16 protein-coding genes and 1 pseudogene are annotated in these 25,531 nt (G+C 42.4%); 7 read left to right on the forward strand and 10 right to left on the reverse strand.

The features are described from left to right. Nucleotides 1-347 precede the first annotated feature (347 nt). The gene (locus ACM0OZ_RS32975) at nt 348-2,198 is read left to right on the forward strand and encodes a protein kinase domain-containing protein (RefSeq protein ID WP_414587059.1); all 1,851 of its coding nucleotides are present in this window, start codon (nt 348-350) and stop codon (nt 2,196-2,198) included. 67 nt (nt 2,199-2,265) lie between these two features. On the opposite strand, the gene ACM0OZ_RS32980 is transcribed toward ACM0OZ_RS32975, so the two are convergent. The 3 genes from ACM0OZ_RS32980 to ACM0OZ_RS32990 form a co-directional block, all read right to left on the reverse strand. Continuing rightward, nucleotides 2,266-2,631: a hypothetical protein gene (locus tag ACM0OZ_RS32980; RefSeq protein ID WP_414587060.1), complete on the reverse strand. Its 366-nt coding sequence runs from the start codon at nt 2,629-2,631 to the stop codon at nt 2,266-2,268. Further along, the gene (locus tag ACM0OZ_RS32985; protein WP_414587062.1) at nt 2,609-2,959 is read right to left on the reverse strand and encodes a DUF433 domain-containing protein; all 351 of its coding nucleotides are present in this window, start codon (nt 2,957-2,959) and stop codon (nt 2,609-2,611) included. The genes ACM0OZ_RS32980 and ACM0OZ_RS32985 overlap by 23 nt, the downstream gene beginning before the upstream one ends. A gap of 278 nt (nt 2,960-3,237) precedes the next feature. Continuing rightward, on the reverse strand, nt 3,238-5,304 hold the full coding sequence (locus ACM0OZ_RS32990) for an NACHT domain-containing protein (RefSeq protein WP_414587063.1): 2,067 nt from the start codon (nt 5,302-5,304) through the stop codon (nt 3,238-3,240). 167 nt (nt 5,305-5,471) lie between these two features. Here ACM0OZ_RS32990 and smc point away from each other — a divergent pair, with 167 nt between their 5' ends. Further along, entirely contained in the window at nt 5,472-9,143 is a 3,672-nt protein-coding gene (gene smc, locus ACM0OZ_RS32995; RefSeq protein WP_414587064.1) for a chromosome segregation protein SMC, read from the forward strand. Nucleotides 9,144-9,201: 58 nt separating this feature from the next. Further along, on the forward strand, nt 9,202-10,197 hold the full coding sequence (locus tag ACM0OZ_RS33000) for a PRC-barrel domain-containing protein (RefSeq protein ID WP_414587065.1): 996 nt from the start codon (nt 9,202-9,204) through the stop codon (nt 10,195-10,197). A 505-nt stretch (nt 10,198-10,702) separates the two neighbouring features. Here the strand turns inward: ACM0OZ_RS33000 and ACM0OZ_RS33005 are convergent. Next, the gene (locus tag ACM0OZ_RS33005) at nt 10,703-11,020 is read right to left on the reverse strand and encodes an RNA recognition motif domain-containing protein (protein ID WP_414587066.1); all 318 of its coding nucleotides are present in this window, start codon (nt 11,018-11,020) and stop codon (nt 10,703-10,705) included. 506 nt (nt 11,021-11,526) lie between these two features. Here ACM0OZ_RS33005 and ACM0OZ_RS33010 point away from each other — a divergent pair. Both ACM0OZ_RS33010 and ACM0OZ_RS33015 read left to right on the forward strand, forming a co-directional pair. Next, a pseudogene (locus ACM0OZ_RS33010) lies at nt 11,527-12,712 on the forward strand (RNA-guided endonuclease InsQ/TnpB family protein). Between the two features lie 117 nt (nt 12,713-12,829). Then, a complete protein-coding gene (locus ACM0OZ_RS33015; protein ID WP_414587088.1) occupies nt 12,830-13,759 on the forward strand; it encodes a cobalamin-binding protein in 930 nt (309 codons plus the stop codon). A gap of 118 nt (nt 13,760-13,877) precedes the next feature. Here the strand turns inward: ACM0OZ_RS33015 and ACM0OZ_RS33020 are convergent, their stop codons facing one another. The 5 genes from ACM0OZ_RS33020 to ACM0OZ_RS33040 all read right to left on the reverse strand — a co-directional run bounded on the left by ACM0OZ_RS33020 (nt 13,878) and on the right by ACM0OZ_RS33040 (nt 20,983). Then, on the reverse strand, nt 13,878-14,165 hold the full coding sequence (locus ACM0OZ_RS33020; protein ID WP_414587067.1) for a protealysin inhibitor emfourin: 288 nt from the start codon (nt 14,163-14,165) through the stop codon (nt 13,878-13,880). A 140-nt stretch (nt 14,166-14,305) separates the two neighbouring features. Continuing rightward, nucleotides 14,306-15,385, reverse strand: a complete 1,080-nt coding sequence (locus ACM0OZ_RS33025) for a M4 family metallopeptidase (RefSeq protein ID WP_414587068.1) — start codon at nt 15,383-15,385, stop codon at nt 14,306-14,308. A 945-nt stretch (nt 15,386-16,330) separates the two neighbouring features. Beyond that, nucleotides 16,331-17,377, reverse strand: a complete 1,047-nt coding sequence (locus ACM0OZ_RS33030) for an N-acetylmuramoyl-L-alanine amidase (RefSeq protein ID WP_414587069.1) — start codon at nt 17,375-17,377, stop codon at nt 16,331-16,333. 383 nt (nt 17,378-17,760) lie between these two features. Next, nucleotides 17,761-18,396, reverse strand: a complete 636-nt coding sequence (locus tag ACM0OZ_RS33035) for a hypothetical protein (RefSeq protein WP_414587070.1) — start codon at nt 18,394-18,396, stop codon at nt 17,761-17,763. Nucleotides 18,397-18,712: 316 nt separating this feature from the next. Beyond that, on the reverse strand, nt 18,713-20,983 hold the full coding sequence (locus ACM0OZ_RS33040) for a RelA/SpoT family protein (protein ID WP_414587072.1): 2,271 nt from the start codon (nt 20,981-20,983) through the stop codon (nt 18,713-18,715). A 293-nt stretch (nt 20,984-21,276) separates the two neighbouring features. Between ACM0OZ_RS33040 and patD the strand changes: the two genes are divergently transcribed. Together patD and ACM0OZ_RS33050 are read left to right on the forward strand one after the other, a co-directional pair. Further along, nucleotides 21,277-21,624: a heterocyst frequency control protein PatD gene (gene patD, locus ACM0OZ_RS33045; RefSeq protein WP_414587073.1), complete on the forward strand. Its 348-nt coding sequence runs from the start codon at nt 21,277-21,279 to the stop codon at nt 21,622-21,624. 467 nt (nt 21,625-22,091) lie between these two features. Further along, entirely contained in the window at nt 22,092-23,771 is a 1,680-nt protein-coding gene (locus tag ACM0OZ_RS33050) for a dipeptide ABC transporter ATP-binding protein (RefSeq protein ID WP_414587074.1), read from the forward strand. 180 nt (nt 23,772-23,951) lie between these two features. Here the strand turns inward: ACM0OZ_RS33050 and ACM0OZ_RS33055 are convergent, their stop codons facing one another. Continuing rightward, the gene (locus tag ACM0OZ_RS33055) at nt 23,952-24,893 is read right to left on the reverse strand and encodes a hypothetical protein (protein WP_414587075.1); all 942 of its coding nucleotides are present in this window, start codon (nt 24,891-24,893) and stop codon (nt 23,952-23,954) included. Between the last annotated feature and the right edge of the window lie 638 nt (nt 24,894-25,531).

A 25,531-nucleotide genomic window follows, 5' to 3' on the forward strand; every position in this document is an offset into this window, starting at 1 on the left:
TATTAATCAAAACTTACATATATAAGGCAAATAGCAAGCTTGAGTTAAACAGGTAACTTGAAATACCAAGTATTTGATGTTCTCAAAAAACCTATCAAAAGTTAGAGCTTAAAAACTCTTAAGTTGCAGCTTTAGATTGAATTTAATTTAGCTAAAAATTTATAAGCTGAAAAATTATACAGAAATACTGAAAAGCAGATTTAAGAAAAAAGCAAATTTTGTAACCCATTACGGCATTAAGTCGAACTCTGTGCAAAGTCAATAAAGGCTGAAAAGCTTTTGCTTAATGTATGTTTCAGCATTTTTGGGGAAATTGACGCTAAGGGGGCAAGCGCTTTTAACGGAGCATGACAACGCTGCTAAACAATCGCTATCAAGTTATCGAGGTGCTGGGGGGTGGTGGTTTTAGCGAAACCTTTTTGGCAGAAAATACCTACGTACCTTCTCGCCGTCGCTGTGTGATTAAGCAACTCAAGCCAATCACAAATGACCCTCAAATCTACGGAAAGATTCAACGGCGGTTTGAACGCGAAGCAGCAACCTTGGAGTATCTGGGCGAAGGTAGTGACCAAATTCCCAAACTGTTTGCCTACTTTTCTGAAAACGAGCAATTTTACCTGATTCAGGAATGGATTGAAGGAGCAACCCTGTCAGACATTGTCAAAGCCAAAGGATCAGTCAGCGAAACTGTAGTCAGGGAAATTTTATTGAGTCTGCTGTCAGTTTTGGATTATATCCACAGCAAAGGTATTATTCACCGGGACATCAAGCCTGATAACATCATTCTCCGCTCCTCTAATAGTAAGCCCGTGTTGATTGATTTCGGTGCAGTCAAGGCAATGATTCATTCAGTAGTGTCTCCAGGAAACCTTACTCAATCACTTGTAGTGGGTACACCAGGATATATGCCTAGCGAGCAAGCTATTGGACGCCCAGTTTACGCGACTGATATTTACAGCCTAGGCTTGACAGCAATTTATTTATTGGCTGGTAAACGTCCGCACGAGTTCCGAACGAACCCTGAAACAGGGGAAATAGTTTGGCAAGATTATGCTTCTGGGGTGTCTGCGAGTTTGGTGAAGGTGCTGAATCGAGCAATTAAGCCGCAAGCAAGCGATCGCTACACCACTGCTAGTAAAATGTTACGTGCTTTGCAGTCTGCTATTGCTCGACCATTGTGGCTACAAAAAGGACTACAAATAGGGCTGTTCCCCCAACGCACTGCTTCACACCAATTCCATAACAATGGCTACAACGGAAACAAACCCCCGCAGGCTGCTGATTCCCCTATACCAACGGCTGCAAAACCTACAGTAGCCCAATCTCCTACTAGTGCATCGCTTCAGCAAACCCAGCTATTGTCTTCTTCACAAAATACTCTAGCGACGCTTGTGTATTCCACTAGGAAAAACTGGCAAAAGCCGACTTGGATCGTCAGCAGTTTGCTTGTGGGTGGGTTGATGAGTGTGCTGGCGATCGCCCTTATAACCCGCAAGCCCGCATCTGAAGTCCCGATTGCGACATCACCAGCATCCACACCTGCGTCCAAATCTGACACCACAAATCCAACACTTTCACCACAATCCCCGGCTTCCACTTCTAAAAAACGCAATACGCCTGTAGCTTCGCAACCTACCTCATCTGCTCCCGTAGTTCCTGTCACATCGGTACCACCAGAAAAAGACAATCAAAATTCTCCGGTTTCCACACCCAAGACACGTACAACACCACGTAAAAACTCACTCGGTACTAGTAACATAGCTCGCGTTCCAGCATTTTCTACGGGTACATCAAGAAGCACTGTAGAAGAAGTTCTTGGTAAACCAGTTCGAGATTCAAGAGGTATTTGGCGCAATACTCGTGCTGTCAGTTATGTATTAGTGCCAAATCAAATCCAGCTTGGTTATTTATTTGACTGTGATTCTGGAGTCATTCGCCAAACCGAAGTCGCTTTTGCTCAATCTGTAGACTTTCAAGTTATGCTGACAACTTTAGAAGGAATGTTAGACAATAAAGCAACACAAGAAATTAACCAGGGGCTGCAACAGGTACAACAGCGTCAGTTAAATAGTTTTCGTTTTAGTATAGGTTCGTTGAAGGGTCAGATTGTGCGTCAGGACTGTGATTTCATTTATACCAGTGTATGGGATGCAAACTTACATGATTTTGTCAGCCCTTCTGATGCTAGAAAGTGTTGAGCCTTTGGCTATGAATAGTATTTTTTCCATAAATAAAAAAACTTTTTGCATAAATAAAAAAATATGGCTATTGCGGTAGTGGTAGGTGAACAATTTGGTCTTGATATTCACCATCAAAAGATCCTTCAGCAATTAAAGTTAACTCATCAATGGTTTGACCAATGGTTAATTTATCACTAAGAACTAAAATACCTGGTGTATGACGACTCTGAGCAATGTGTTCAGCCAAATGAACAGGCATAGATGTACGATTATTAGTTACCAGCAAGAAGTTATGCTCCTCACACCAACACAAAATCTCTGGGTCTAGTGTACCTCTAGGAGGAGTGCCCGGATCGCCAACTACCCACATCATTAAGTTGGGATTACGTCGCAGAAATTGACGCTGATAAACTTTATCCACATTTTCATCAAGAAGATATTTCAGAGCCATGTGTTTTTTTCATTGCTTCTCTTTCGGCTTTTAGCTTCATAAGCTTAACGACAACAGGTGGGGGATTGCGACGCTGTTCTTCTCGCATTCTGTGACTATGTTCTAGCCAATCAGCCATGTAAGCACTGACTGCTTCTTTGTTATGCAGGTAATACAGAATAGTCGCATAAATCTGCTCTAGAGTCACTGATGGATAACTCTGGGCAATTTCCTCTGGAGTCCGACATCGATGAATGAAATCATAAAGGATTGTTTCAATTCCTACCCTTGTACCTTTCAACCGAATGTCATCGGGACGCTGAAAGTCAAAGTAATCTTCTAGTTGCATGATTTGTTATTATTAAGCTACCATGAAATAATCTTACATCTTTGCAAAATGATCTTGCAACCAATCGTGAATGAAGTGATAGCGTTAGCGCCCACTTGTTGAATAAATTTTCGCTTTTTAGCCCTTCAGACTATAAGTCTGAAGCTATACAAACGAAGTCCACAAGGCAAGGACTTTATGAAACTCTTGTCTTGCAGGTTTTGTCTGTGTGCAAGATGAACCGCGATTTAGAATCGCCAGGTATTTTGGTAATAATTGCATATCTCTTCTAATAACTATTATCCCATCTTCGCGAAATGCTCTTGTAATAAATCGTGGATAAAGCGATAGCGCCCACCAACTTGCAGGATAAACCCTCGCTCAGATGCATAGCCGAGAAAATGTTTATAGCTGCGAGGAGTAGAGCCACTATGCCAGAGAATAAAGCGTAGAACGCAATGTTGGATGACAGGAATACCGCCAAAACTAAAGCCAACAGATAATCCTAAACTAAGTCCAAAAGTTATTGCAGTGGCTAGCTCTTCTATTGTTATCCCTGGTAGGTAAACTGGTGTATAAGCAAATGCACATACTGAGGTAGTAATCATGGCGATAATTACTCCGTTTTTTGCTGATTCCAAAATACCTTGATTGGAAATTTTCCGATTTTTGATGTCAGTTTGTAGCCCAAAAATCAGCCCAAAAATCAGCCCAAACATCAGCCCAACCATCAGCCCAAACATCAGCCCAACCATCAGCCCAAACATCAGCCCAACCATCAGCCCAAACATCAGCCCAATTATTATTTTTCTCCAATCATTTATTATTTTATCCCATGAGAAATTGAACGATTCAGTAAGTCGTATTTCCTTGGATAGCAGAGAAATCAGCCCAAACATTAGCCCAAACATCAGCCCAAACATCGGCCCAAACATCGGCCCCGAACTCAGCCCCCAAATCAGCCCAAACATCAGCACATAACTCAGCACAATTGTAACTCGATATAACCATTTTTGATAAGATTTTTCTAACCAAGCAGGCTGCATCTTTTTAATCAAAAATTCTGTCTGCTTTTTGTTTTTTAGCTTTTTTGCTAACCAAGCCAGCCAACGCTTAGTATCTTCTGGTGTTGGCTCTTTTCCTCGCTCATACCACTTGCTTTCCTTGTGTTCTTCTAGCTTATGCTTGATGTAAGCATCAAAAAAATCGTCAAGATAAGCCTGACGACGGGCTTCAGGAGAACTAAAATTATGCAATTTGCTAGCAGGAGGTTGTTGATATGCCTGCACCATAATCTTTAAAATCAGTGGCGTCTCTGCCAATTTTAATAAATCAGCATTCCTGTTGATACCATTCCATAAATCTAAGCGATTGGCACGAGCAAAGTATGCTTGAATTTGAGTTTGATTAAGCGCTTGCACACACACAGCATTTAGCCGTAACACGGTATTGCCATCGTCATATTCTTGAGAGCGACAGCAAACAGCTAAATGGAAATGTTGGGTGTCTTGGTTAATATAATCATTGATAGCGTGAATACAATTTATTTGATTTTCTTTCAGTTCATCTAAACCATCTAGTAAAGGTAAGAGTTGATTGGTCTTGAGCCATTCTTTAGCAATATCTTCTAGAATGTTGTACTGAAATTTGAGTTGCTCTATCAGCCAATTAGGAATTTTTTGATTATTTTTCCAGTTAGTTAATTCAAATATAAGCGGGATAGGTTTATGATCATCCGCGTCGGCGTTGGCGATTAAATCCTGCGCTAATTGCAGCAGAAACGTAGTTTTCCCTGAACCAGGCGCACCTAGAATCAATAATTTCCCATTTTCACGATGAAAAACATCAACAATCTTTGTCTCTGGAGGTAGAGGCGTATTTTGTCCGCTTCTTATCCAAGATACAATCGGTTTCAATAATCCAGCAGTAGTTACCAGAAAATTGGCTTGCTGCTTATTTGTATTTTCTGGCTGGGGAACCAGTGACTGTTCCCCCCATTCATCCATATCCAGAGGAATCAGCACTTGATTGTGCAATGATTTTTCTAGGCGCTCATCAACATCGCCTTTCACAACCCTCAACAACTTGCGCCGCCAATCTTGCAACACTTGAGGAGAAATTGTTTTGCCTGGTGTTGTTCCACTGCTGAGATTATTCTGGAGTTTAAAAGCCCACCAAGCAAGATAAGCTAACAGCACAGACAATATCAATGCCAGCAGCCAGATGACATGATTCGGAATAACATCTTTCCATTTGTATATGTCAGATAATTGGTTGACAATAAAACTCAGGCAATTACTGACTATCACAGTCAGTAAGCTACTGGTAACAAATAACCATATTAGACGGGGGTTAAGTGCTTGCATATTGACAATTGGTAGCCTTGGTATAAACTATACCGTGCCAAAAAATTTCCTGCTCAACTCTCCTCCGCGCCCTCTGCGCCCTCTGCGGTTCAATAATCCAAACCCCCTCACCTTTTGAAAGCTTTATTGATACACTTGAACTTCATTAGCCCAGTTAACCAGCGCCTATGGTCTATGTAAAGCGCGTGGAACTCACCAACTTTAAATCCTTCGGCGGTACGACTTCTGTCCCCCTGCTGTCGGGGTTTACTGTCATTTCTGGTCCCAACGGTTCCGGTAAATCAAACATCCTTGACTCGCTGCTGTTTTGCCTAGGACTTGCGAGTTCTAAGGGAATGCGTGCAGATCGCCTACCCGATTTAGTCAACACCACCCAAACCAGCAAATCTCGTTCCGCTGTCGAAGCTAGCGTCACGGTGACGTTTGATTTGTCAGATCATCAACCAGAGGATGAACTCGAAACCTTGCCTGTTGTATCTGTTGTTGAAGATGAGGAACTTGGGGAAGTAGAGGAAGCGCCAAAGGAAGAAAGCGAGGATGAAAAAAATCGTCAAGAAAAAATCCGCGCGACACCAGGTAGCGAGTGGAGTGTCACCAGAAGGTTGCGAGTCACTCCCCAAGGAACCTATACATCGAATTACTACATTAACGGTATCTCCTGCACTCTGACAGAATTACACCAAGAACTAGAAGAGCTACGTATTTATCCTGAAGGGTACAATGTCGTACTACAGGGTGATGTCACCAGCATCATCTCGATGAATGTGCGAGAAAGACGGGAAATTATTGATGAATTGGCAGGGGTGGCAGCGTTTGACCGTAAGATTAACCAAGCAAAAGAAACTTTAGATGAAGTTAAGGATAAGGAAGACAGCTGTCGCATTGTAGAGACAGAGTTAATTGCACAGCGCGATCGCCTGTCTCAAGATCGCGCCAAAGCGGAAAAATACCAAAGACTGCGCACAGAATTTCAAGAAAAACAATCTTGGGAAGCAGTTTTATCATGGCGTTCCCTACAAGCACAACAAGAAAAGTTAGTTGCAAGCATTCAAGCAGGCTCTAGCACCTCGGCTGAAATCACAAATCAACTCACAACCCTTAACACACAAATCGCCCAAAAAACTGTCGAACTAGAGCAACTCAACGCCCATGTGAAAGCATTGGGAGAAGAAGAACTTTTGGCGGTACAATCTAGCCTTGCGACTCAAGAAGCCGAACGCAAACAACTTCAGCGTCAGCAAAAGGAACTAGAAACAGCTTCCCAAGAAACCGTTAAGCGGCTGCAACAAACTCAAGAGGAAATTAAACAGCATCAGCAAACTATAGAACAACTCGCACAACAACAAATTGTAGACACGTTGCATGCAACATCTCTACAACAAGAACGAGATGAGGCGCAACAAGCATTAGAAAATTCCCGTGAAGCCGCAGCCCAAATTGCTTCTGCCTCCGAAGCTTGGGTACAGCAACAAACAGCCCTGAACCGCCAAATCGAAGCTGTGCTGCAAACCGTCGAACCTCAGCGCACAGAACAAGCACAACTGAGAGAACGTAATAACCAACTCCAGCAGCAAATTCAGGAACAAACTCAGCTCGTTCAAACATTAGAACCGGAAATTGCTGAAAAACAATCTCAAATTATTAATGTTGAACTCTCGGATGCAACGTCTCTACAACAGGTTGAACAGCTAGCCGAAACGGTATCCGCCACAGAACAAGAACTGCAAATCCAGCAAGAAACGCAAAAGCGGCTGTTACAAGAACAACGGGAAAAGCAACGCCAATTGGATAAGCTAGAAGCGCAACAAGCAGCCCAGCAGGAAGTCCAAGGAACCCAAGCAAGCAAAGTCATCCTACAATCAGGTATGCCTGGTGTCTGTGGGTTGGTTGTGCAGTTGGGACGCGTGGAACCCCGTCATCAATTAGCTTTGGAAATAGCCGCAGGGGCGCGTCTAGGGCATATAGTTGTGGAAGATGACAGCATTGCAGCCGCAGGAATTGAACTACTCAAACAAAAACGTGCAGGTAGAGCGACTTTCTTACCGCTGAACAAAATTCATGCTTCCAAATTTACCCAAGATTTTACGTTGCGTTATGCCAACGGCTTTGTCAACTATGCTGTGAATTTAATTGAGTGCGATCGCCGCTATAAGGATGTGTTCACCTACGTGTTTGGTAACACAGTCGTCTTTGAAACCATCAATCAAGCGCGTCAGCATTTGGGACTGTATCGCATCGTCACCTTAGACGGGGAATTGTTGGAAACTAGTGGTGCGATGACTGGTGGTAGCACAAACCAACGTTCGTCGTTGCGGTTTGCGGGGGTGGAAGCTGCGGAATCTGAGGAAGTTTCTTCTTTGAAAAGTCGGTTGGCGGATATTGAGCGGATTTTAGAACGTTGTAGTGAGGCAATAAGTACTTTATCTAGTAGAACAAAACGACTCACGCAAGAACTGACGGAAGCACGACAGGCGCGGCGAGAACAACAACTGCAATTGGAACAGTTGCACAAAGAGATTAAGAGTTTGACGGCGCAATTGGAAACAACGCGATCGCAGCTTTCCCAAAATAGCGAAAAACTAGCCACCGTGCGATCGCGCCTAGAAGTTTTAGAGGCGGAATTACCGACTCAAGAGCAGCAATTGCAACAATTGCGACAAGCTTTAGCGGAGTTAGAACAGTCGCAAACTCCCCAAGAATGGCAACAAATCCAAGCAACAATAAAAATTCAAGAGCAACAATTGCAACAACGGGATGCAGCTTTAAGGGAAGGAGAGCAAAAATTAAAAAATTTGGAAAACCAGCAGCAGCGGTTGCAAGAAAAAATTCAAGAAGGTGAACAGCGTATCGAAGCATACCACGAAGAGCAGAGAAATCAGCAAACTCAACTCACCGCACTGAGTACTCAGTATTCAACACTCAACAGTCAAATTGCTGAGACTCGCGCTGCTTTGAGTCAAATGGAACAGAATCTGGGGGAAGAAAAACAAAAACGCGACGCCACAGAACAGGAATTGCGATCGCACACGATGCGTCAACAACACTTGGAATGGGAACTGCAAAAACTGCAAGAAACCCAACAAACAAGGGCAGAGGAACTCACTGCATTACAAACCCAAATGCAAACTATGGCAGCAGAATTACCCAATCCTTCGCCAGAAGTACCAGATAAAGTCAATTTAGAAGAATTGCAAAAAGAATTGCGCTCTCTTGCCAAACGCCTGCAAGCAATGGAACCTGTGAATATGCTTGCCTTGGAACAATATGAGCGCACACAAAAACGTCTTGAAGAACTTACCCAAAAATTGCAGACTTTAGAAGCCGAACGCACGGAATTGCTGTTAAGAATTGAAAATTTTACAACTTTGCGTCAACGCGCATTTAAAGAAGCCTTTGATGCCGTAAATGAAAACTTTCAATCAATTTTTGCCACCCTTTCTGAAGGTGACGGCTACTTGCAACTCGACAATCCAGAAGATCCGTTCAATAGCGGATTGAACTTGGTTGCACACCCCAAAGGCAAACCTGTGCAGCGACTCGCTTCTATGTCAGGAGGAGAAAAATCTCTGACTGCATTGAGCTTTATTTTTGCTTTGCAACGCTACCGTCCGTCGCCATTTTATGCATTTGATGAAGTAGATATGTTTTTAGATGGGGCAAACGTAGAACGATTAGCTAAAATGATTAAGCAACAGGCGCAACAAGCACAATTTATCGTTGTCAGTTTGCGTCGCCCGATGATAGAATCAGCCGAACGCACAATTGGCGTTACTCAAGCAAGGGGAGCTTATACCCAAGTATTGGGTATTAAGTTACAATCCAACCATACTTCTGCTTGAGTTTTTGTTAATAATAGTGTATAGATAAACCGGATTCGAGATCAGGACTCGGTATAGAATGACCTCTGAACAAAGTATTAGACGTTCCGATATTTTAAACACCCAGGTAATCACTCGCGACAACGGCAAGCGATTAGGAATCGTGAGCCAAGTTTGGGTTGATGTAGATCAGCGAGAGGTTGTGGCTCTTGGCTTACGAGACAGCCTGATCTCTATTTCTGGAGTGCCACGTTATATGTACCTCAACAGCATCAACCAAATCGGTGATGTCATCCTCGTCGATAACGAGGATGTCCTTGACGATGTTGAGGTTGATCTCTACAGCAACCTGATGAACTGGGAGGTTATTACAGAGACTGGTGAAGTCTTAGGCAAGGTGCGGGGCTTCAAGTTTAATGGCGAAACAGGCAAGCTTTACTCAATTGTCATCGCCTCTTTGGGAATAGCGCAAATTCCCGACCAATTCTTGAGTACCTACGAGTTTTCAGTAGATGAAATTGTCAGCACAGGTCCTAATAGATTGATTGTCTTTGAGGGGGCTGAAGAGCGAGTCACCCAATTGACTGTTGGTGTGCTAGAACGCTTGGGTATCGGCAGAGCACCGTGGGAGCGCGATGTCGAAGAAGAATACTCCACCTACACTCCTCGTACAGTGACACCAGACAAGCAACTGCCAAGTGGAGTGCCATTAGAGCAGCCTAAGCCGAAAATTATTCGTACACCCGAACCTGTAGCGCAGGAAGAATGGGATGAAGACTACTACGAAGAAGAACGTCCCCAGCGCCAGGTTATGAAAGCGCGACAGTATGAGCCGATTCAATACGAAGACGAAGAAGAAGATAACTGGAGCGAGGCAACAGGTAAAGATAGGTATCAAGCACAACCAAAGTATGACTCAGGTTCTTACAATAACAAGTCATACGCTGATCAATACGACGATTTAGACGACGATTTAGACCGTGATGCTTGGGATGATGAGCCACCAAAGCCAGTCAATATTCCCAAGAAAGTCAAAGAAAGACAGCCAGAGTACGAAGAAGAAGGTGGTTATTAATTTAACTCCTCTCCGGTCAAGCTAGGCTTTACGTCCTCTAACCGCTTGCGCTTAACTCACCAGTTCCCTTTGGGGATTAATATCAGGTTCGATTGATTACTTATCATTCCTGAAGAACTCCACCCCGCAATCATCTGCGCTTAGCCTCCCTGCCCCTAATCCCCAGAGGGGACCCCGAGTTCCCCGCGAGCGGTGAGACCAGTGCTGCAGGAGGGTTTCCCGACAGCAGGCAACTGGCGTTCGCGCAGCGTCTCCGTTCGGCCTCAAGCCGTGCCCGAAGGGCTCAGGAGATACCCGGAGGGGGAGGGGATAAAGGGGTGGGGTCCAGTCAACGTGGAAATCATAATTAATTAGCCGAACATAATATTGCCCCCCATTTGTGCTAATTTCCCTTGAAAAAGCAACAAAAAGCCCCCGAGAGAAGTCGGGGGCAAAATCCATAAAGTATTTTGGTCTTTTAGCTTTTGCCTATTGGATTTCAAAGCTAAAATTCGAGTTATGAAGCTTAGTAGCGGCTACGTCCGCTGTTGTAATTTCCTCGGTTTCCGCCGCCATTACCGCGATTAAATGAACCTTTTTCTTCCCTGGGTCTTGCCTTGTTGACTTTCAAGTCACGACCCATCCACTCAGCACCATCAAGAGCTTCAATAGCTGCTGATTCTTCAGCATCTGTACCCATTTCCACAAAACCAAAACCACGTAGCCGACCTGTTTCGCGGTCAGTAGGTAACTGAACTCGCTTTACAGAACCATATTCTGCAAAAACAGCAGTCAGATCATCTTGTGTAACTTCGTAAGAGAGATTACCTACATAAAGTGACATATATTGTCTCCAAAATCATAACTGTGTGGAGATTTAGATTTCGGAGACAAGCTTGTCAAGACTAAAAGGAAAAAGCCTGTCAATACTAAAAACAAACACTATCACCGAATTTCTTCTCATGTACCATCATAACATACCAGATCGGCCAAAAGATGGAGATCATGAAAAACTCGAAGGAAAATTTATAAAAAATTAAGCGAGCCAAAACCACTGAAGATAAGTCTCGTAGCACGGTGCAGAGACTCATCTGTACTTCAGGCAGTGGATGTAGGCGAGCGGTTAGCCCCTTCAGGGGCTTTGACTTTTGGTTCGGGAAGTGAATCTATCCATTCATCTACCAAGCTAGACATTGTTCTATCTAATTGAACAGACAATAAGAGCAACTTATGATATCTACGTTCTGTTAACCGAAAACTCAATCGTTTATTTTTCATTTATGTCGAACAAATGCTGTACGTTTATATCATATTAAATTCAGTTAGTTAAATCAAGGAGGTGATAACGCAGTGCTGGTTTTAGAGTACAAAGTAAAAGGTAAGCAACAGCAGTATCGAGCTATTGATGAGGCTATCAGAACTACGCAGTTCATTAAAAATAAGGCTATTCGTTACTGGATGGATGCACCGAAAGAGCAAAAAGTAGACAAAATTACCTTGAACAACTATTCAACAGCACTGCGTAAAGAATTTGGATTTGTTAAAGACTTAAACTCAATGGCTTGTCAGGCTGCAACTGAAAGAGCATGGCTTTCGATAAGTCGATTCTATGATAATTGCAAGTCTAAAAAGCCAGGTAAAAAAGGTTTCCCAAGATTTCAGAAAGATAACCGTTCTGTTGAATATAAGACTTCTGGATGGTCACTACACCCCACAAAACGACGGATCGCCTTCACTGATAAAAAAGGTATTGGGGAAGTGAAGTTGTTAGGGAAGTGGGATATTCACACCTACCCTGTTAAATCCATAAAACGGGTTCGATTGGTTCGGAAAGCTGATGGATATTACTGTCAATTTGTAGTTGATATCGAGGTTAAACCTGAACAGAGAACGGCTAATGGTGAGGTAGGTTTGGATGTTGGGTTAGAGTTTTTCTACTCTGATTCCAACGGTCATCATGAGGAAAATCCTAGATTCTTACGGAAGGCTGAGAAAGCCATCAAACACGCTCAACGTCAGATTTACAAAAAGGAGAAAGGTAAAAACCAACGACGAATAGCTAGACTCAGATATGCCAAAAAGCATTTAAGAGTAAGTAGGCAACGGAATGAACACGCTAAGAGAGTAGCGCGTAACGTATGCACTGGGTACAGCCTTAGTAGCCTATGAAGACTTGAATGTCAAAGGCATGGTACGAAACTACTGCCTTGCCAAGTCAATCAATGATGTGGCTTGGACTCTATTTCGTCGTTGGGAGCGAATATTTTGCTGTTAAGTTCGGTACAACAGTTGCTGCTGTCAATCCTAGGATGACATCTCAAAAGTCTTCAGATTGCGGTGCAATTGTAAAAAAATCTCTTTCAACTCGTACCCATAAATGTGCTTGTGGTTGCGAGCTACAAAGAGATGTGAATGCAGCGATAAATATTCTGAATCTTGCAAAAGCGTGAGTGTTGGGCAATCCCGAAGTAACGCTACAGGAGTCGTGACCTCTACTCTTTTTGGCGCAAGCCTGGTTGAGCAAGTTGCGACGTAGAGTGTAGAATCTCCGTAGCGTAGCAAAGGAGAGTGTCAAGCACTGACCTAGAGAAAGATTGCTATCTTGTGGAATTTTGGGAAAATTAAAGCAATGGCAGCTGTTATGGAGGTTGAGATGACAGATGGCAGTTTGAGAATTGTCTCGCTAATTCCAAGTGGAACAGAAATTGTAGCAGCACTCGGGTTGACTGATGCAATTGTCGGGCGATCGCACGAATGTGATTATCCCCCAGAAATCAAAGACCGTCCTGTTTGCACTCAAGCGCGGATAAATAGCGCTGCTCCTAGTGGCGAAATTCACGATAAAGTCAATAATCTGTTGCAATCTGCCCTAAGCATTTATCAAATCAAAACAGATGTTTTAGAAAAGTTACAGCCCACTCACATCGTTACCCAGGATCAATGTGATGTTTGTGCCGTGAGCTTAAAAGATGTTGAACAAGCAGTTGCTACTCTCACCAATAATTCACCTCAGATTATTTCTCTACAACCAAATATTCTCAACGATGTTTGGGAGGATATTCGACGAGTCGCTAACGTGTTTGGGGTAGACTCGCTACAGGTGATAGAAAACTTAGAAGCGCGGGTGAAGATCGTAGACCAAAAAACACAAGGTCTTTCTCAAACAGAGCATCTTCCCACGGTTGCTTGCATCGAGTGGACTGATCCTTTGATGGTTGCTGCTAATTGGATTCCTGAACTTGTTACCTTAGCAGGAGGACAACCACTACTAACCATGACAGGTCAATCTTCTACTCCTTTAAAATGGGAAACACTTATTTCTAGTAATCCAGATGCCATCATTTTTATGCCCTGCGGGTTTGATTTAAATCGTACCCGCCAAGAAGCCCAATTGTTCAGCCAACGTCCAGAATGGCAACAATTGCACGCTGTCCAAAGTGGCAGAGTTTACATCACAGATGGCAATTCCTACTTCAATCGTCCAGGACCACGACTCGTAGATTCCCTAGAAATTTTGGCGGAAATTCTGCATCCAGAAATCTTTCAATATGGATATAAAGAACAGGCTTGGCAACCGTTGTGAAAATAAAGAAGAAAGAAGCCGAAAGACAGAAGAATTTTTTCTTTTTTCATGCTTAATTCTTTCGTCCTTATCCAGATGAAAGAGTTAAGCATTTTTTGTAAATTCATTCTTTTTTCTTCTATCTTTTTTGCAGCCATTCAATCAGGGGTCTTAACGTTCCTGGTAAAGCAGCCTCACTCACGGTGACTGTGTGTTTTCTCCCCTCGTCTTCTACCGTTAACGTGTATTGAAAACGGTCAGCCTGAGCGGTAGAAGCTGTGATTTTTTCGGGTAAATTGAAGAAATCTGAGGCTTCTACCAATTGGGGGAGTAGGTCGGCTTCATTTGCCGGAATGTCTGCCGTATCGACAGTTTTTGTTCTGCTTATCCCAGCAAAACCACCCGCGCGTTCAAATGATATCCGCATTTTCTTGCTCTCCGTCTTGCCATTTTTTGCAAGAGATAGTAAAAACTGGGAGAATAATATCTCCCAGTTTAGCAAGAAGTAACAACAGTGAATGATGAATTATGAGACGTTAAAAGTTTCATAATTCATCATTCATAATTTTAAAGAACTCCTACCTTTTGCCAAGCATTCTGCACTGCTTTTTGTTCTTTACTTGCTTGACCGTAAAGTTCTCCAGCCACTTGGATAGTTGTATTGGCTGCTTGTTTGAAATTGGCTTTAGAGCGCAGGCGATCGCGTAAAGTTATGTACCATATTTTACCAGCTTTTTCCCAAGCAAAGCCGCCAATCTCCACCGCCGCTAGGTAAAAGGCATGATTAGGGATACCCGAGTTGATATGGACACCGCCGTTATCTTGAGTACCCTTGTAGATGTTTTTCATATGCGCTGGCTGGGGGTCTTTACCCAACGCTGGGTCATCGTATGCTGTTCCTGGCGCTTTCATTGACCGAACACCCACGCCTTTGACCTTAGGTGTAAATAGACCTTCTCCAATGATCCAGTCTGCCTGATCCGCAGTTTGTTTTTTGACTCGCTGTTTGACTAGAGAGCCGAAAACATCAGAGAATGACTCATTAAGTGCCCCAGATTCTCCAAAATAGATGAGACCGGCTTCATACTGAGTAACCCCATGAGTTAACTCATGCCCAATAACATCTATGGATTTGGTAAAGCGTTGAAATAGATCTCCATCGCCATCACCATAAACCATCTGGTCGCCATTCCAAAAGGCGTTGTCATATTTCACACTGTGATGCACGGTAGAGTCTAAACGCAGTCCCTTGTCATCAATAGAATTGCGCTCAAAAACCTCTTTAAACAAGTCATAAGTTGCGCCAGCCCCATCATAGGCTTCGTTCACCGCCTCATCTTTGCTGGGGGGATCGCCTTCTCCACGCACAAGTACCCCAGGGAGTTCTTCAGTATTTTTACCATCAAAAATGGTACGGCGCTTCTGACCAGGGGAAACCGCAAAATTGACACCACCTATTACGTTCCGTCGTCCGCGAAATTGTGCCGAAACATTTAATGTGCGAAACGCCCACTCACGCTGCTCTTGGTTACCATTCACTGCAACGTGTTCAAGTATATGGGGTGGCAAAATACAACAGATAGGGCATCTGGAGTAAATTTGATGGTCACATTCAAACCCAGCAGATTTTTTCTTTTTTCGAGCCATCTTAAAGATGTTCTCCTTTTTGAGATAAGTGATGAAAAACAGTGGCTCTTACTCTCTATTGACAAGGAGCAGAGAATGACTGCAAACGACAAACACCTGGTATTTTCTACTTTCTATTTTCAGATTTGCCTGTTAAGACAAGACAGTACCTCACAGGGTACTTTCAAAGTACTCGTTGCACCTTGATGTCGCAAGTACAATCAGCAAACAGTTGTGTCAATGAGTCGCTTCTGGTTTATAGACCCAACGGTTTTAGATCATAGTTCCTCTTGAGAGGTAATTGTGTGATTTATTACTGTTTTGTTACTAGAAGTTTGATATTTTGGTCAATTTCAAAAAAAATTAGAACTAGCGTAGCGTTCATAAGACTTGGTTTATAAAGCTCATTGTTCCTCAGCTTCTCGCAAAGTTTTGTGAGTTAGACGATGAAACCACTGATGGACACTCATGGAACATAGATAAATAATTACTTCATCTAAACGAGAAGGGCTATAATTTTCATTTCAGTTTCTGCTAAGAACTGTCAATAAGAAAAATGTCAATAGCAGGTAGTGGCAGTAAAAATCTAGACCAAAACCCCAAGATTGTTTAAGATGGTAAAAGACCCCACTAAATTGTGTGTGGTTGTGTGTTGTAAAACTTGGTTAATCAATGGTCAGGGGGTTTGACCCCTCTTGACCATTTTGTTTTTTTTCGGTTAAATTCAATTTTTTAAGCAGGTAAGGCTTGATTTTTGGACTTACTTTACTCGTGTAAATACTGATAAATTCTTCTATAATTGGTAATTATAGTTAGTCGTGTTGGGAAGTCAGTTGCATTTAGTCCTTAGGGTCGGATCTTGGCTAGTGGTAGTCAAAATAAAACAATGAGAGCGACTTAACAGCAGCAACGCTTCACAAAATCGTAAAAGCTTGGCTATTGAACGTTTTGTGGAAGTGGCTAGCTTTAATTGATTGAAACCACACCACGGAAGGAGTGAAGTATGTTCAAAAACTTATTGAAATCAAAACTTCTAGGGTCGATTTTTTGACCTGAACGATCCACTAATTTATGAGTTGTAATCCTTTGATCTGGAACATTACTTTGAGCAATGAGCCAAGCAAGAGATTGGTATTGAGCATCTGTGTAGCCGCTATGGGTTTGTTCGTTATTCCCTATACCGGAAGGCGGGGTTTCTAAGCCGACGTGATAAGCAAAGTTATTTACAGACGCGGGTAGCAGCGGATTAGTCTTGACAGTTTCTGAACCGAGTGGTCCATCAAACACTGAGTTAGCCGCACCAAAGGCTCGCTTTTCTGGAGGGACTATGTAAACAACTGTTCCATCCAGCTTAATCATAGTATGGTAGCTTGCCTGAATATTCTCGTCCTCGTTAGGGCTTTTAAAGAAATTAACGGCACTGGAGGCTGGTGCATCGGTTTCATGAAGCACTATAATTGGCTGATTGTTGACAGGTCTACCATACACGTCTGTGGTAAACCGCTCTCCATAGTTAGTTGGATTCGCCCAAGCAATCTCGTATCTAGGTTTGTAAGCCCTAAAAGCCGCAGTGGTTTTCACTGGCTCACTAGGAGTCTTTTGGGATTTACCCTTTTGGTTTGTCTTGTCTTGAGGTTGGGATGTTGAAGCTTGAGTGGAGATAGGCGTGTTTGGATTTGGTGTTGTCTTGATTTCTGGTTGGCTCTTTTGGTTTGTCTTGTGTTGAGGTTGAGATGTTGAAGCTTGAGTGGAGATCGTAGCCTTTGGACTTGGCGTTGCTGTCTTGAGCTGAGGCTGTGACTTTGAATCTTGGCTAGACACCGTCTCTGGATTTGATGTTACTGTCTTGACCTCAGGTTGCAAATTTGAATATTGACTAGAAATAGCTGTTTCTGGTTTTGAGGTTGTCTTTTCTTGGAAAAACTCTACTTTTTTCAGAAACAGCCCCAATGTAAAACCAACAAACGCCAAAAAAACTACAAGCCATTGAGTTGTCTTTACCCGGAATCTCATTTTTCTAATGATTTTGATAAATACTTTAATATTTAAATTGCAAAAAAATTAAATTTTCATATATATCACTAATACAAAATTACACACAAAATATCGATTTGTCTACGGGTTTCTTTCCCAAAGATGCTGTAGGTCTTTCTTAATTCTTGTGATCACAAGATTGGCACTTTGATAATTTCTATAGTAATGCTATTTGATTTGTGAGAATTGAAAGCCACAGATCCCCGACTTCGTAAAAGTTGTCGGGGATCTTGTTTCTCAGGTAGCCGAAGGCAGCCCGTAGGACTTATGATTTAGGATTGCTATATCAACTTTGTTTAGTCCTTCATCCGGATTTGATGTGAATTCCCACCGCTCAAGTAATGCTTCGAGTGGGGAGGATGTCAACGACGGACAAGACGTTTTTCCAAGCTTTTAAGCTTAGAGTCTATTGAAGCCAAGTTTGGAGATGTGGAGGAGTCTTGAGTTGCTTCCAAGGAACGCTTTGCCTTAAGTTCTGTAATCTTCGCTTTGATAGCTTCAGATACAGCATCATTGACAGCGACTTTGTTGTCTGGCTGTATTTTTGCAATGCGTTGCGACAAGCTTCCAATCTGAGAGTCGATTTTTTGCATGACTGGGGCTTCTGACGTAAATACAGGCTCTAGCAATGCTCGCTTGACTTCTAGTTCTGCAATCTTCGCTTTGATAGCTTCAAATACAGCTTGATTAACAGCTGCTTGATTGCCATCTGGCTGTACTTGTGAAAGGCGTTGCCGCAAGCGTCCAAGCTGAGATTCAATTTTTTCGATAATTGAAGCATCTGGTGTAAATACAGGCTCTAGCATTGCACGCTGTATCTCCAGTTTCGCAATCTCTTGTGTTGTTGTCTTTGTAAAGTCTTTGGAAGTCGATTCAGAATCAGCGATCTCAGTAGAAGCCGTGCGAACTGGCTCTTGTACTAACACTACAGTTATTGTTGCTAGCCCAGAAACTATAATCATAGCTAGCATAGAGAGCATAAGTGGCTTGTCCCTCATAGAAATTTCCTCCAGAGGTTAGACTAAACTTAAGTTTTTAGGAGTTTGCACTTAGGGTTGAGCCTGTTATTATACAGTAGCCGATGTATTTATTAACCAAATCTTATTTAACTTTAGGGATTTTCTTTAGCAGTAAAAAGTTCCAAATAATTTATAATTCGTAATTCGTAACGATCAACTCAATTACGAATTACGAATGACAATTTACGAATGAGTTTGACCAAGCCCGCAACGCTCGTTGGGTGTAGGGGTATGGGGGCGATCGCCCCAAAGCATTTCCCTTACACCCTTACACCCTTACACCCCTAGTTCTTGACTACTCATCAATCTGACCGACGCGACGAATATTAAGAATGTCGCTAAGTTTTTTGATTTGGGTGAACAGTTGTTCGAGTTGTGGTCGATCGCGTATCTCGATCCCCAAGTCCATTAATGCCGGTTGACCATTAGCAGTTTTTACCTGAGCATAGCGCACGTTGATCCCCTGGTCACTTAAGCGAGAGAGAATATCCTTTAGCACTCCCACTCGATCTAGCGCTTCAATTTGAATATTCACGGGGTAAGTCTGAGGACGGCTTTGGGGTTCGCTTGCTGAGTTCCAATGAACTGGTACTAGGCGATCGCACTCCACAGTTTCTAAATTATGACATCCTTGACGATGAATTGAAATGCCTCTACCTCGCGTCACGGCACCAATAATCGATTCTCCAGGGATAGGAGTACAACATTTTGCCAGATAATATACTAACCCTTCTACCCCAACTATTGGCTCACTCGTGCGTGAGGTAGTTGGTGGGATATCTCGCAAAGCTTTGGCTGTTGAAGCCGCCTCTTTCGTAGGAATTTGGGGTGTCGCCACGATAGGTTGTTGTGCTTTGACGAGTTCTCGCCAACGGTTTAGCACCAAATTCAGCGTCACTTCACCATAACCCAAAGCGGCGAGTAAATCTTCCATTGAATGATAATTACATCGCTCTGCAACTATCTGCATCGGTTGGGACTTAATCAGGTTTTCCACACCAGATCTACCCAATTCTTTTTCTAACAATTCCCGACCACGAGCAATATTTTCTTCCCGGCGCGATCGCTTGTACCACTGCTTAATCCGATTCTTCGCCGCCGAAGTTCTGACAAAATTTAACCAATCCAAACTGGGGTGGCCATTTTTGTGCGTGACAATTTCTACGATATCACCATTTTGCAGCCGTGTTGAAAGTGGTACCATCCGCCCATTTACCCGCACCCCTGCACAGTGGTTTCCAATTTCTGTATGAATACGATAGGCAAAATCTATAGCTGTAGAACCAGGATTTAAAGCAACCAAATCTCCCTTAGGAGTGAAAACATAAACATCGTCTTCAAATAAGTTATCCTTGATGCTTTCCAGATATTCTTGAGCATCCTTGAGGTCATTTTGCCATTCCAACAACTGGCGCAACCAGGTAAACTTGTCATCTGATGCCGTCCAATGGGTATTATTCGAGCCTCCTGTTTCTTTATACTTCCAGTGAGCCGCAATTCCATACTCAGCGACGTGATGCATTTCCAGTGTGCGGATTTGCACCTCTAAAGGACGACCCCACGGACCAATGACTCCAGTATGCAATGATTGGTAACGGTTAGGTTTGGGCAATCCTATGTAATCCTTAAATCTACCAGGAATGGGGCGACAAGCATCATGAACAATTGCTAGAGCCCGGTAACATTCCTCATTGCTGTTGACAATTACTCGCAATGCTGCTAGATCGTAAATTTCGTGAAATTCTTTGTTTTGCCTCTGCATTTTTTGGTAAATGCTGTAGAGGTGCTTCGGACGCCCACTAATATCCAGACACTTAATTCCCGCTTCCACTAGCCGAGTCTGCAAAGTTTGGGCAATTTTTGTTAATCTCTCTTCCCGCGCCGTCCGTTTTTCGGCGACATACTCCTGAATTTGACGGTAAGCTTCTGGTTCCAGGTACTTGAAAGCTAAATCTTCCAGTTCCCATTTCATGTGCCAAATTCCCAACCGATTCGCTAGGGGGGCAAAAATTTCTCGTGTTTCCAAAGCTATCCGCCGGCGTTTTTCGTCAGGAAGGTGTTCCAGAGTCCGCATATTGTGCAAGCGGTCTGCTAACTTCACGACAATCACTCGAATATCTTGCGCCATTGCCAGAAACATTCGACGAAAATTCTCTGCTTGACTTTCGGTCTTGCTTTTGAAATTAATTTTAGAAAGCTTTGTCACACCTTCTACTAATAGTCGCACTTCTTTACCAAAGCGCTGCTCTATCTCTTCAATGGTGACATCTGTATCTTCCACTACGTCATGGAGAAATCCAGCTGCTATCATATCACCACTGCCCCCTAAATCTCGTAGCATTCCAGCAACAGCGACAGGATGACATATGTATGGTTCTCCTGACTTGCGGTACTGACCTTGATGCAACTGATAGGCAAAATCAAATGCTCGACAAATCAAACCCATATCGCTTTGTCTTCGGTCATCTTCTGCTTCGGCGCTTTGTACAGATGACCCTTTTAGACAAATCTGTAGCCATTCCGGAAGGGTAATATCAATTCTGGAAGTTAATACAGTGCTGCTCATAGATAGAATAGGCGCGCCTACGTGATTACTACTAAAGTCCAAAAGTGGAAAATCTTGACGGTCTCGCCGTCAGAACAAGCTGTAAATGACACACACACTCTCGCATTTTTGTGCGGAGTGGATTCTCCAGTGCGGGTGTCTAGCATCATAGTTGGGAAAATGGATTTATACCAAATCCAGCCCCAAATTCTAAATGAGGCGAGAGATTCGGAAATAAAATTTAGGAAAGTTTAACCTATTAGAAAAATTTCTTGACATTACCTTGATTTTAATAGTATCTCAAGAAGAACTTGATGTCTCTAACTCGCGAGAAATACAACGCATTGAACATATTGCTGAAGCAATTGCATTCAGATGTCACGGCTACCAAAGTAGATGCTCCCCAACTGCGGCAGAGTGTGACATCGTTGCAGCAATTTTTTCAGCAGCAGATTGTGCCTTTAGTTAATGACACAGACAGTATCGATGAGGGTCGGTTACAGTCTTATCAGACGGAGATAAGTAAGCAGCTGCGGCTACTGGAAATAGATGTGATATTTCTCCAAGGAGCGCGGCAAGCTTCCACCGCCAGGCATAGACTTGATGCCATCGGCGATCGCCTGACAACTCTCATTGAATACTCTAATGCCATATTGCAATAGAAAGTACCAGCAGGGCAAGCACTCGCACAAGAAAAAATGACAAATAAAAATTAAAAATTGAAAATGAAAAAATCTTAACTTTTTTGGTTCATATTCCTCCTCTATTTGTAGTCATCATTACATATTTAATTGGCACAATTTGTCGTAAATTTCGTAAAAAGTCAAGAGGTAAAGTCAAGAATTCTTGAAATTTGAGATTTTGACCAATAAAAAACTCGGAACGGAACCATCAAAAAACAGTATGAATACTTTATAAGCCAGTTACCAATGGTGGTAAAAGTATCCGAAAATATCCGTGGATATCAAGGGATTGGTTGATACTGAATCCCCTGGATTTATCAGTGAATTTATGATGAACTTTATTTACGTTTTGTATTCTTCTCAAAAAAATACTTAGGTAAGATCCCTGACGTATGTAACGTGATACACTATCTTAATTTTAAAATTTAAAAGCTGAATAACTAATTATGAGTGAAGCCTTATTTTGTATTGAAAATTTACGAGTCGCCTATCCTCATCATGGTCATGAAGAACCTCGGTGGGCGATAGATGGTGTATCCTTCACATTGCAACCAGGTGAAAGAATGGGATTGGTTGGAGAGTCAGGGTGCGGTAAGTCCACCCTAGGGCGGGCTGCAATGCGGTTGCTACCGCCATCTAGCCAAATTGAGGGACGCGTGACGTTTCAAGGGCGTTCAGTGTTTGATATGACGCCGGAACAGTTGCGAAAATTCCGGGGAGAAGCAGTATCATTAGTGTTCCAAGATCCGATGACGCGTCTCGATCCGTTGATGAGTATAGGCAACCACTGTCTAGAAACATTAAAGGCTCACTCACCGCAATTATCGAGCAAACAAGCCAAGGAAAAAGCGATCGGCACTTTAGAAAAGGTGAAAATTCCTGCCAATCGTTGGCATCAGTATCCTCATGAGTTTAGCGGAGGAATGCGCCAAAGAGTCGCGATCGCCCTAGCCTTACTTCTGAACCCCAAGTTAATTGTTGCGGATGAACCCACCACAAGCTTGGATGTCACCGTCTCCGCACAGATTTTGCAGGAACTCACACGGCTGTGCAGCGAAGAAAATATGGCACTGCTGTTAATTTCCCACGATTTGGCTATGGTTGCCGAATATTGCGATCGCATTGGGGTGATGTACTACGGCAAAATGGTGGAAATGGGTTCTTCAAAAGCTGTGTTCCAGCAACCCCAGCACGAATACACCCAGTCTCTCCTAAAAGCAGCTTTGCATATTCAAACAGTGGATGAAACTGCCACTGGAGACTTGATATTACAGACTGGAGGACATTCTTCCCAATCACCAATCTCTGATCCCCGAACCCCGATTTTACGCATCCTAGAATTAAAACAGCATTACACCTTAGAACCCAACATTGTAGAACGACTGTTGAAACAGCAAAATCAGACGATTAAAGCAGTGGATGGAATCAACCTAGAACTTTATCCAGGAGAAATTCTCGGATTGGTTGGGGAGTCAGGTTGCGGTAAAAGTACGTTATCGCGGACAATATTGCAACTTATTCGTCCAACTGCGGGTAAAGTCGAGTTTTTGGGACAAGATTTAACTCATCTGTCGCGCCAAGAAATGCGTGTTTCTAGGCGGCAAATCCAAATGGTGTTTCAAGATCCGCATGCTTGCTTAAATCCAGCGATGACAGTAGGACAAAGTATAGCTGACCCTTTGCTGATTCACAAGCTAGCCGATGGGGCAAAGGCAAAACAAGAAGTGCTGTTGATGCTGGAAAAAGTCGGGTTAAAACCACCATCCGTTTACTATGAGCGTTATCCTTCAGATTTATCTGGTGGACAGCAGCAAAGAGTTGCGATCGCCCGTGCTTTGATTACTCGTCCTAAGCTGCTCATCTGCGATGAACCAGTCAGTATGTTAGATGCTAGCGTACAATCGCAAGTTTTGGACTTGATGTTGGAGTTGAAAGAAGAATTTGAGTTAACGTATTTGTTTATCACTCATGACTTGTGGTTAGCGCGGTTTTTGTGTGATAGAATTGCCGTGATGAACAGTGGCAAGATTGTAGAAATTGGTCCCACTAAACAGATTTTTGGCAATCCGCAACACCCATATACAAAAACCCTGCTTGCAGCGGCTCCTTTGTTGGCACGAGCATAGATAAGTACCGAGTCTCAAATCTTGCACCCAACAAGAGCCAGAGGCTCTAATATCTCGTTACCAGGTTCAACCTGGTAACGAGGGTTTGGAGGCTTCGCCGAGTCACTGTTGCAACTCTTGCAAGATATAAGCAGTGCTACATTTGATATACTTAGCACTCGGTAGTCATGACTTAGGATTTCATTTGCTTGCTTCAATTAATTTGGGCATTTCTACAGTCGAACCATGTAGCTCAACAAATCTGTTAAAAAGCCACATCGTTTCGTGATTTGAAATCCTGTTTCGGTTCATTAGATGACCTATATTTCTCTCAGCCAGTTTCCGTAAGTAAGGCAAATCCTCAAACAAAGTCAAACAAGAGGCAATGTGCAAGAGAATTTGCAATATGGGTTTGGGCCACTCTAGGTCACTGTAGATCTCAATGAAGAAATAATGCTCGTTTTCTGTTAATGGGCAGGCATAAAACATGACAGTTATTCTTTTGTCTCTGTAGACTGGAATACTCAGTTCTACGGTGTATGGATTATGCAATATTAAATCTACTTCAACAATTGGTTGTCTCCAAATTCTCAAAATATTAACTGGAGAATCCAAGATTGTTTGAAATGTGATCATTCCCCCAATGGACGTAGATTGGACATTGCTAACCTTTATTACTCTCAAGTTATTCAGGCTGAACTTGTGAATACTTTCCAAATGTTTTAAATTCAACAGATGGTAGATTTGGCAGACATAAGGAAAAGGTAAAAGGTACTCCTGGCTAATCATATGCCGCTTCTTTAACTCAAACTTGCTGCCTTGAGTCGGACATAAATAGGATTGATGTAGATAACTTTGAATGCTCTCTACATCATTCACATCAAAACTCTGCTCTGGTTTTAAATACAACCAAGTCAAGAAAAAGAATGAGGCTGTAAATATGTGTATGATTTCTATAGGAGATAAATATCCATCAGCAAAAGCAGCAAGACTTCTATCAGTAATCCCAAAAAGAAAAGATGGAATTCCAATGAACCAAATACCACTTTTAAGTCTCAATATAGACAGAGCAAGATCTAATTCTATAGAAGGACGGTTTTTCTCCGTCTTGATGTCGTCATCTTTAATAAGATTAATAGACATAGTGATTCAAAAAGTTATTCAAAAAATTGATAACAACTGAAGGTAAGAAATAATTTTGGTTCTTAATGCCAGCTTAGATGCAGATAATGTAACAGCCCTCTGCCTTCAGTTAGAAATCTTAATGTAGAGAATTTGCCGAAATTGAATTATCAGTAAATTCTCGCTATTTTTAGCGAACAAAAAAAGCAATATTATACATTTTGCTGTTTTGTATTTAATTTTACTTATAGTTAAAACTAGAGCATAAATTTTTTATGTCAGTCATTTTTTATGCTCATAAAAATCAATAGGGTTCAGATAAGATCAAAACCCTTATCAGTAAGACAATGTAGAGACGCGCCACCTCTCGTCTCTACAAAAAACTGTATTGTCATAAAAATGGTGTTCCTTTACCAATGCCTTAAGTACCGATAATTACGGCGATCGCGAACCTAATAACTACTGAAAATATGTATAATTATTATCTAAACATTTTTCTATACTTTGTTTGAATCATCAGCAATGATTAAGGGACTTCCAATTAAAAAAAATCTGTAATTTGTAGTACTCTCCAAAACAATGGTGGGTTACGGCGCAATGCAAGTCCTGTATGTAAAACCTCAACTGTCGTGCGCCTAACCCACCCTACATAATGGATA

Origin of the sequence: Scytonema sp. PCC 10023 (assembly GCF_963920835.1) — a bacterium.
Lineage (GTDB): Bacteria > Cyanobacteriota > Cyanobacteriia > Cyanobacteriales > Nostocaceae > Kalymmatonema.

Excerpts from the sequence above, each read along its gene's own strand:
- ACM0OZ_RS33050 (WP_414587074.1), top strand. The coding sequence starts at position 22,092 with ATGAGTGAAGCCTTATTTTGTATTGAAAATTTACGAGTCGCCTATCCT.
- ACM0OZ_RS33055 (WP_414587075.1), bottom strand. The coding sequence starts at position 24,893 with ATGTCTATTAATCTTATTAAAGATGACGACATCAAGACGGAGAAAAAC.
- ACM0OZ_RS33030 (WP_414587069.1), bottom strand. The coding sequence starts at position 17,377 with ATGAGATTCCGGGTAAAGACAACTCAATGGCTTGTAGTTTTTTTGGCG.
- ACM0OZ_RS33020 (WP_414587067.1), bottom strand. The coding sequence starts at position 14,165 with ATGCGGATATCATTTGAACGCGCGGGTGGTTTTGCTGGGATAAGCAGA.
- smc (WP_414587064.1), top strand. The coding sequence starts at position 5,472 with ATGGTCTATGTAAAGCGCGTGGAACTCACCAACTTTAAATCCTTCGGC.
- ACM0OZ_RS33035 (WP_414587070.1), bottom strand. The coding sequence starts at position 18,396 with ATGAGGGACAAGCCACTTATGCTCTCTATGCTAGCTATGATTATAGTT.
- patD (WP_414587073.1), top strand. The coding sequence starts at position 21,277 with ATGTCTCTAACTCGCGAGAAATACAACGCATTGAACATATTGCTGAAG.
- ACM0OZ_RS33005 (WP_414587066.1), bottom strand. The coding sequence starts at position 11,020 with ATGTCACTTTATGTAGGTAATCTCTCTTACGAAGTTACACAAGATGAT.
- ACM0OZ_RS33040 (WP_414587072.1), bottom strand. The coding sequence starts at position 20,983 with ATGAGCAGCACTGTATTAACTTCCAGAATTGATATTACCCTTCCGGAA.
- ACM0OZ_RS33000 (WP_414587065.1), top strand. The coding sequence starts at position 9,202 with ATGACCTCTGAACAAAGTATTAGACGTTCCGATATTTTAAACACCCAG.
- ACM0OZ_RS32975 (WP_414587059.1), top strand. The coding sequence starts at position 348 with ATGACAACGCTGCTAAACAATCGCTATCAAGTTATCGAGGTGCTGGGG.
- ACM0OZ_RS32990 (WP_414587063.1), bottom strand. The coding sequence starts at position 5,304 with ATGCAAGCACTTAACCCCCGTCTAATATGGTTATTTGTTACCAGTAGC.
- ACM0OZ_RS32980 (WP_414587060.1), bottom strand. The coding sequence starts at position 2,631 with ATGGCTCTGAAATATCTTCTTGATGAAAATGTGGATAAAGTTTATCAG.
- ACM0OZ_RS33015 (WP_414587088.1), top strand. The coding sequence starts at position 12,830 with ATGACAGATGGCAGTTTGAGAATTGTCTCGCTAATTCCAAGTGGAACA.
- ACM0OZ_RS33025 (WP_414587068.1), bottom strand. The coding sequence starts at position 15,385 with ATGGCTCGAAAAAAGAAAAAATCTGCTGGGTTTGAATGTGACCATCAA.
- ACM0OZ_RS32985 (WP_414587062.1), bottom strand. The coding sequence starts at position 2,959 with ATGCAACTAGAAGATTACTTTGACTTTCAGCGTCCCGATGACATTCGG.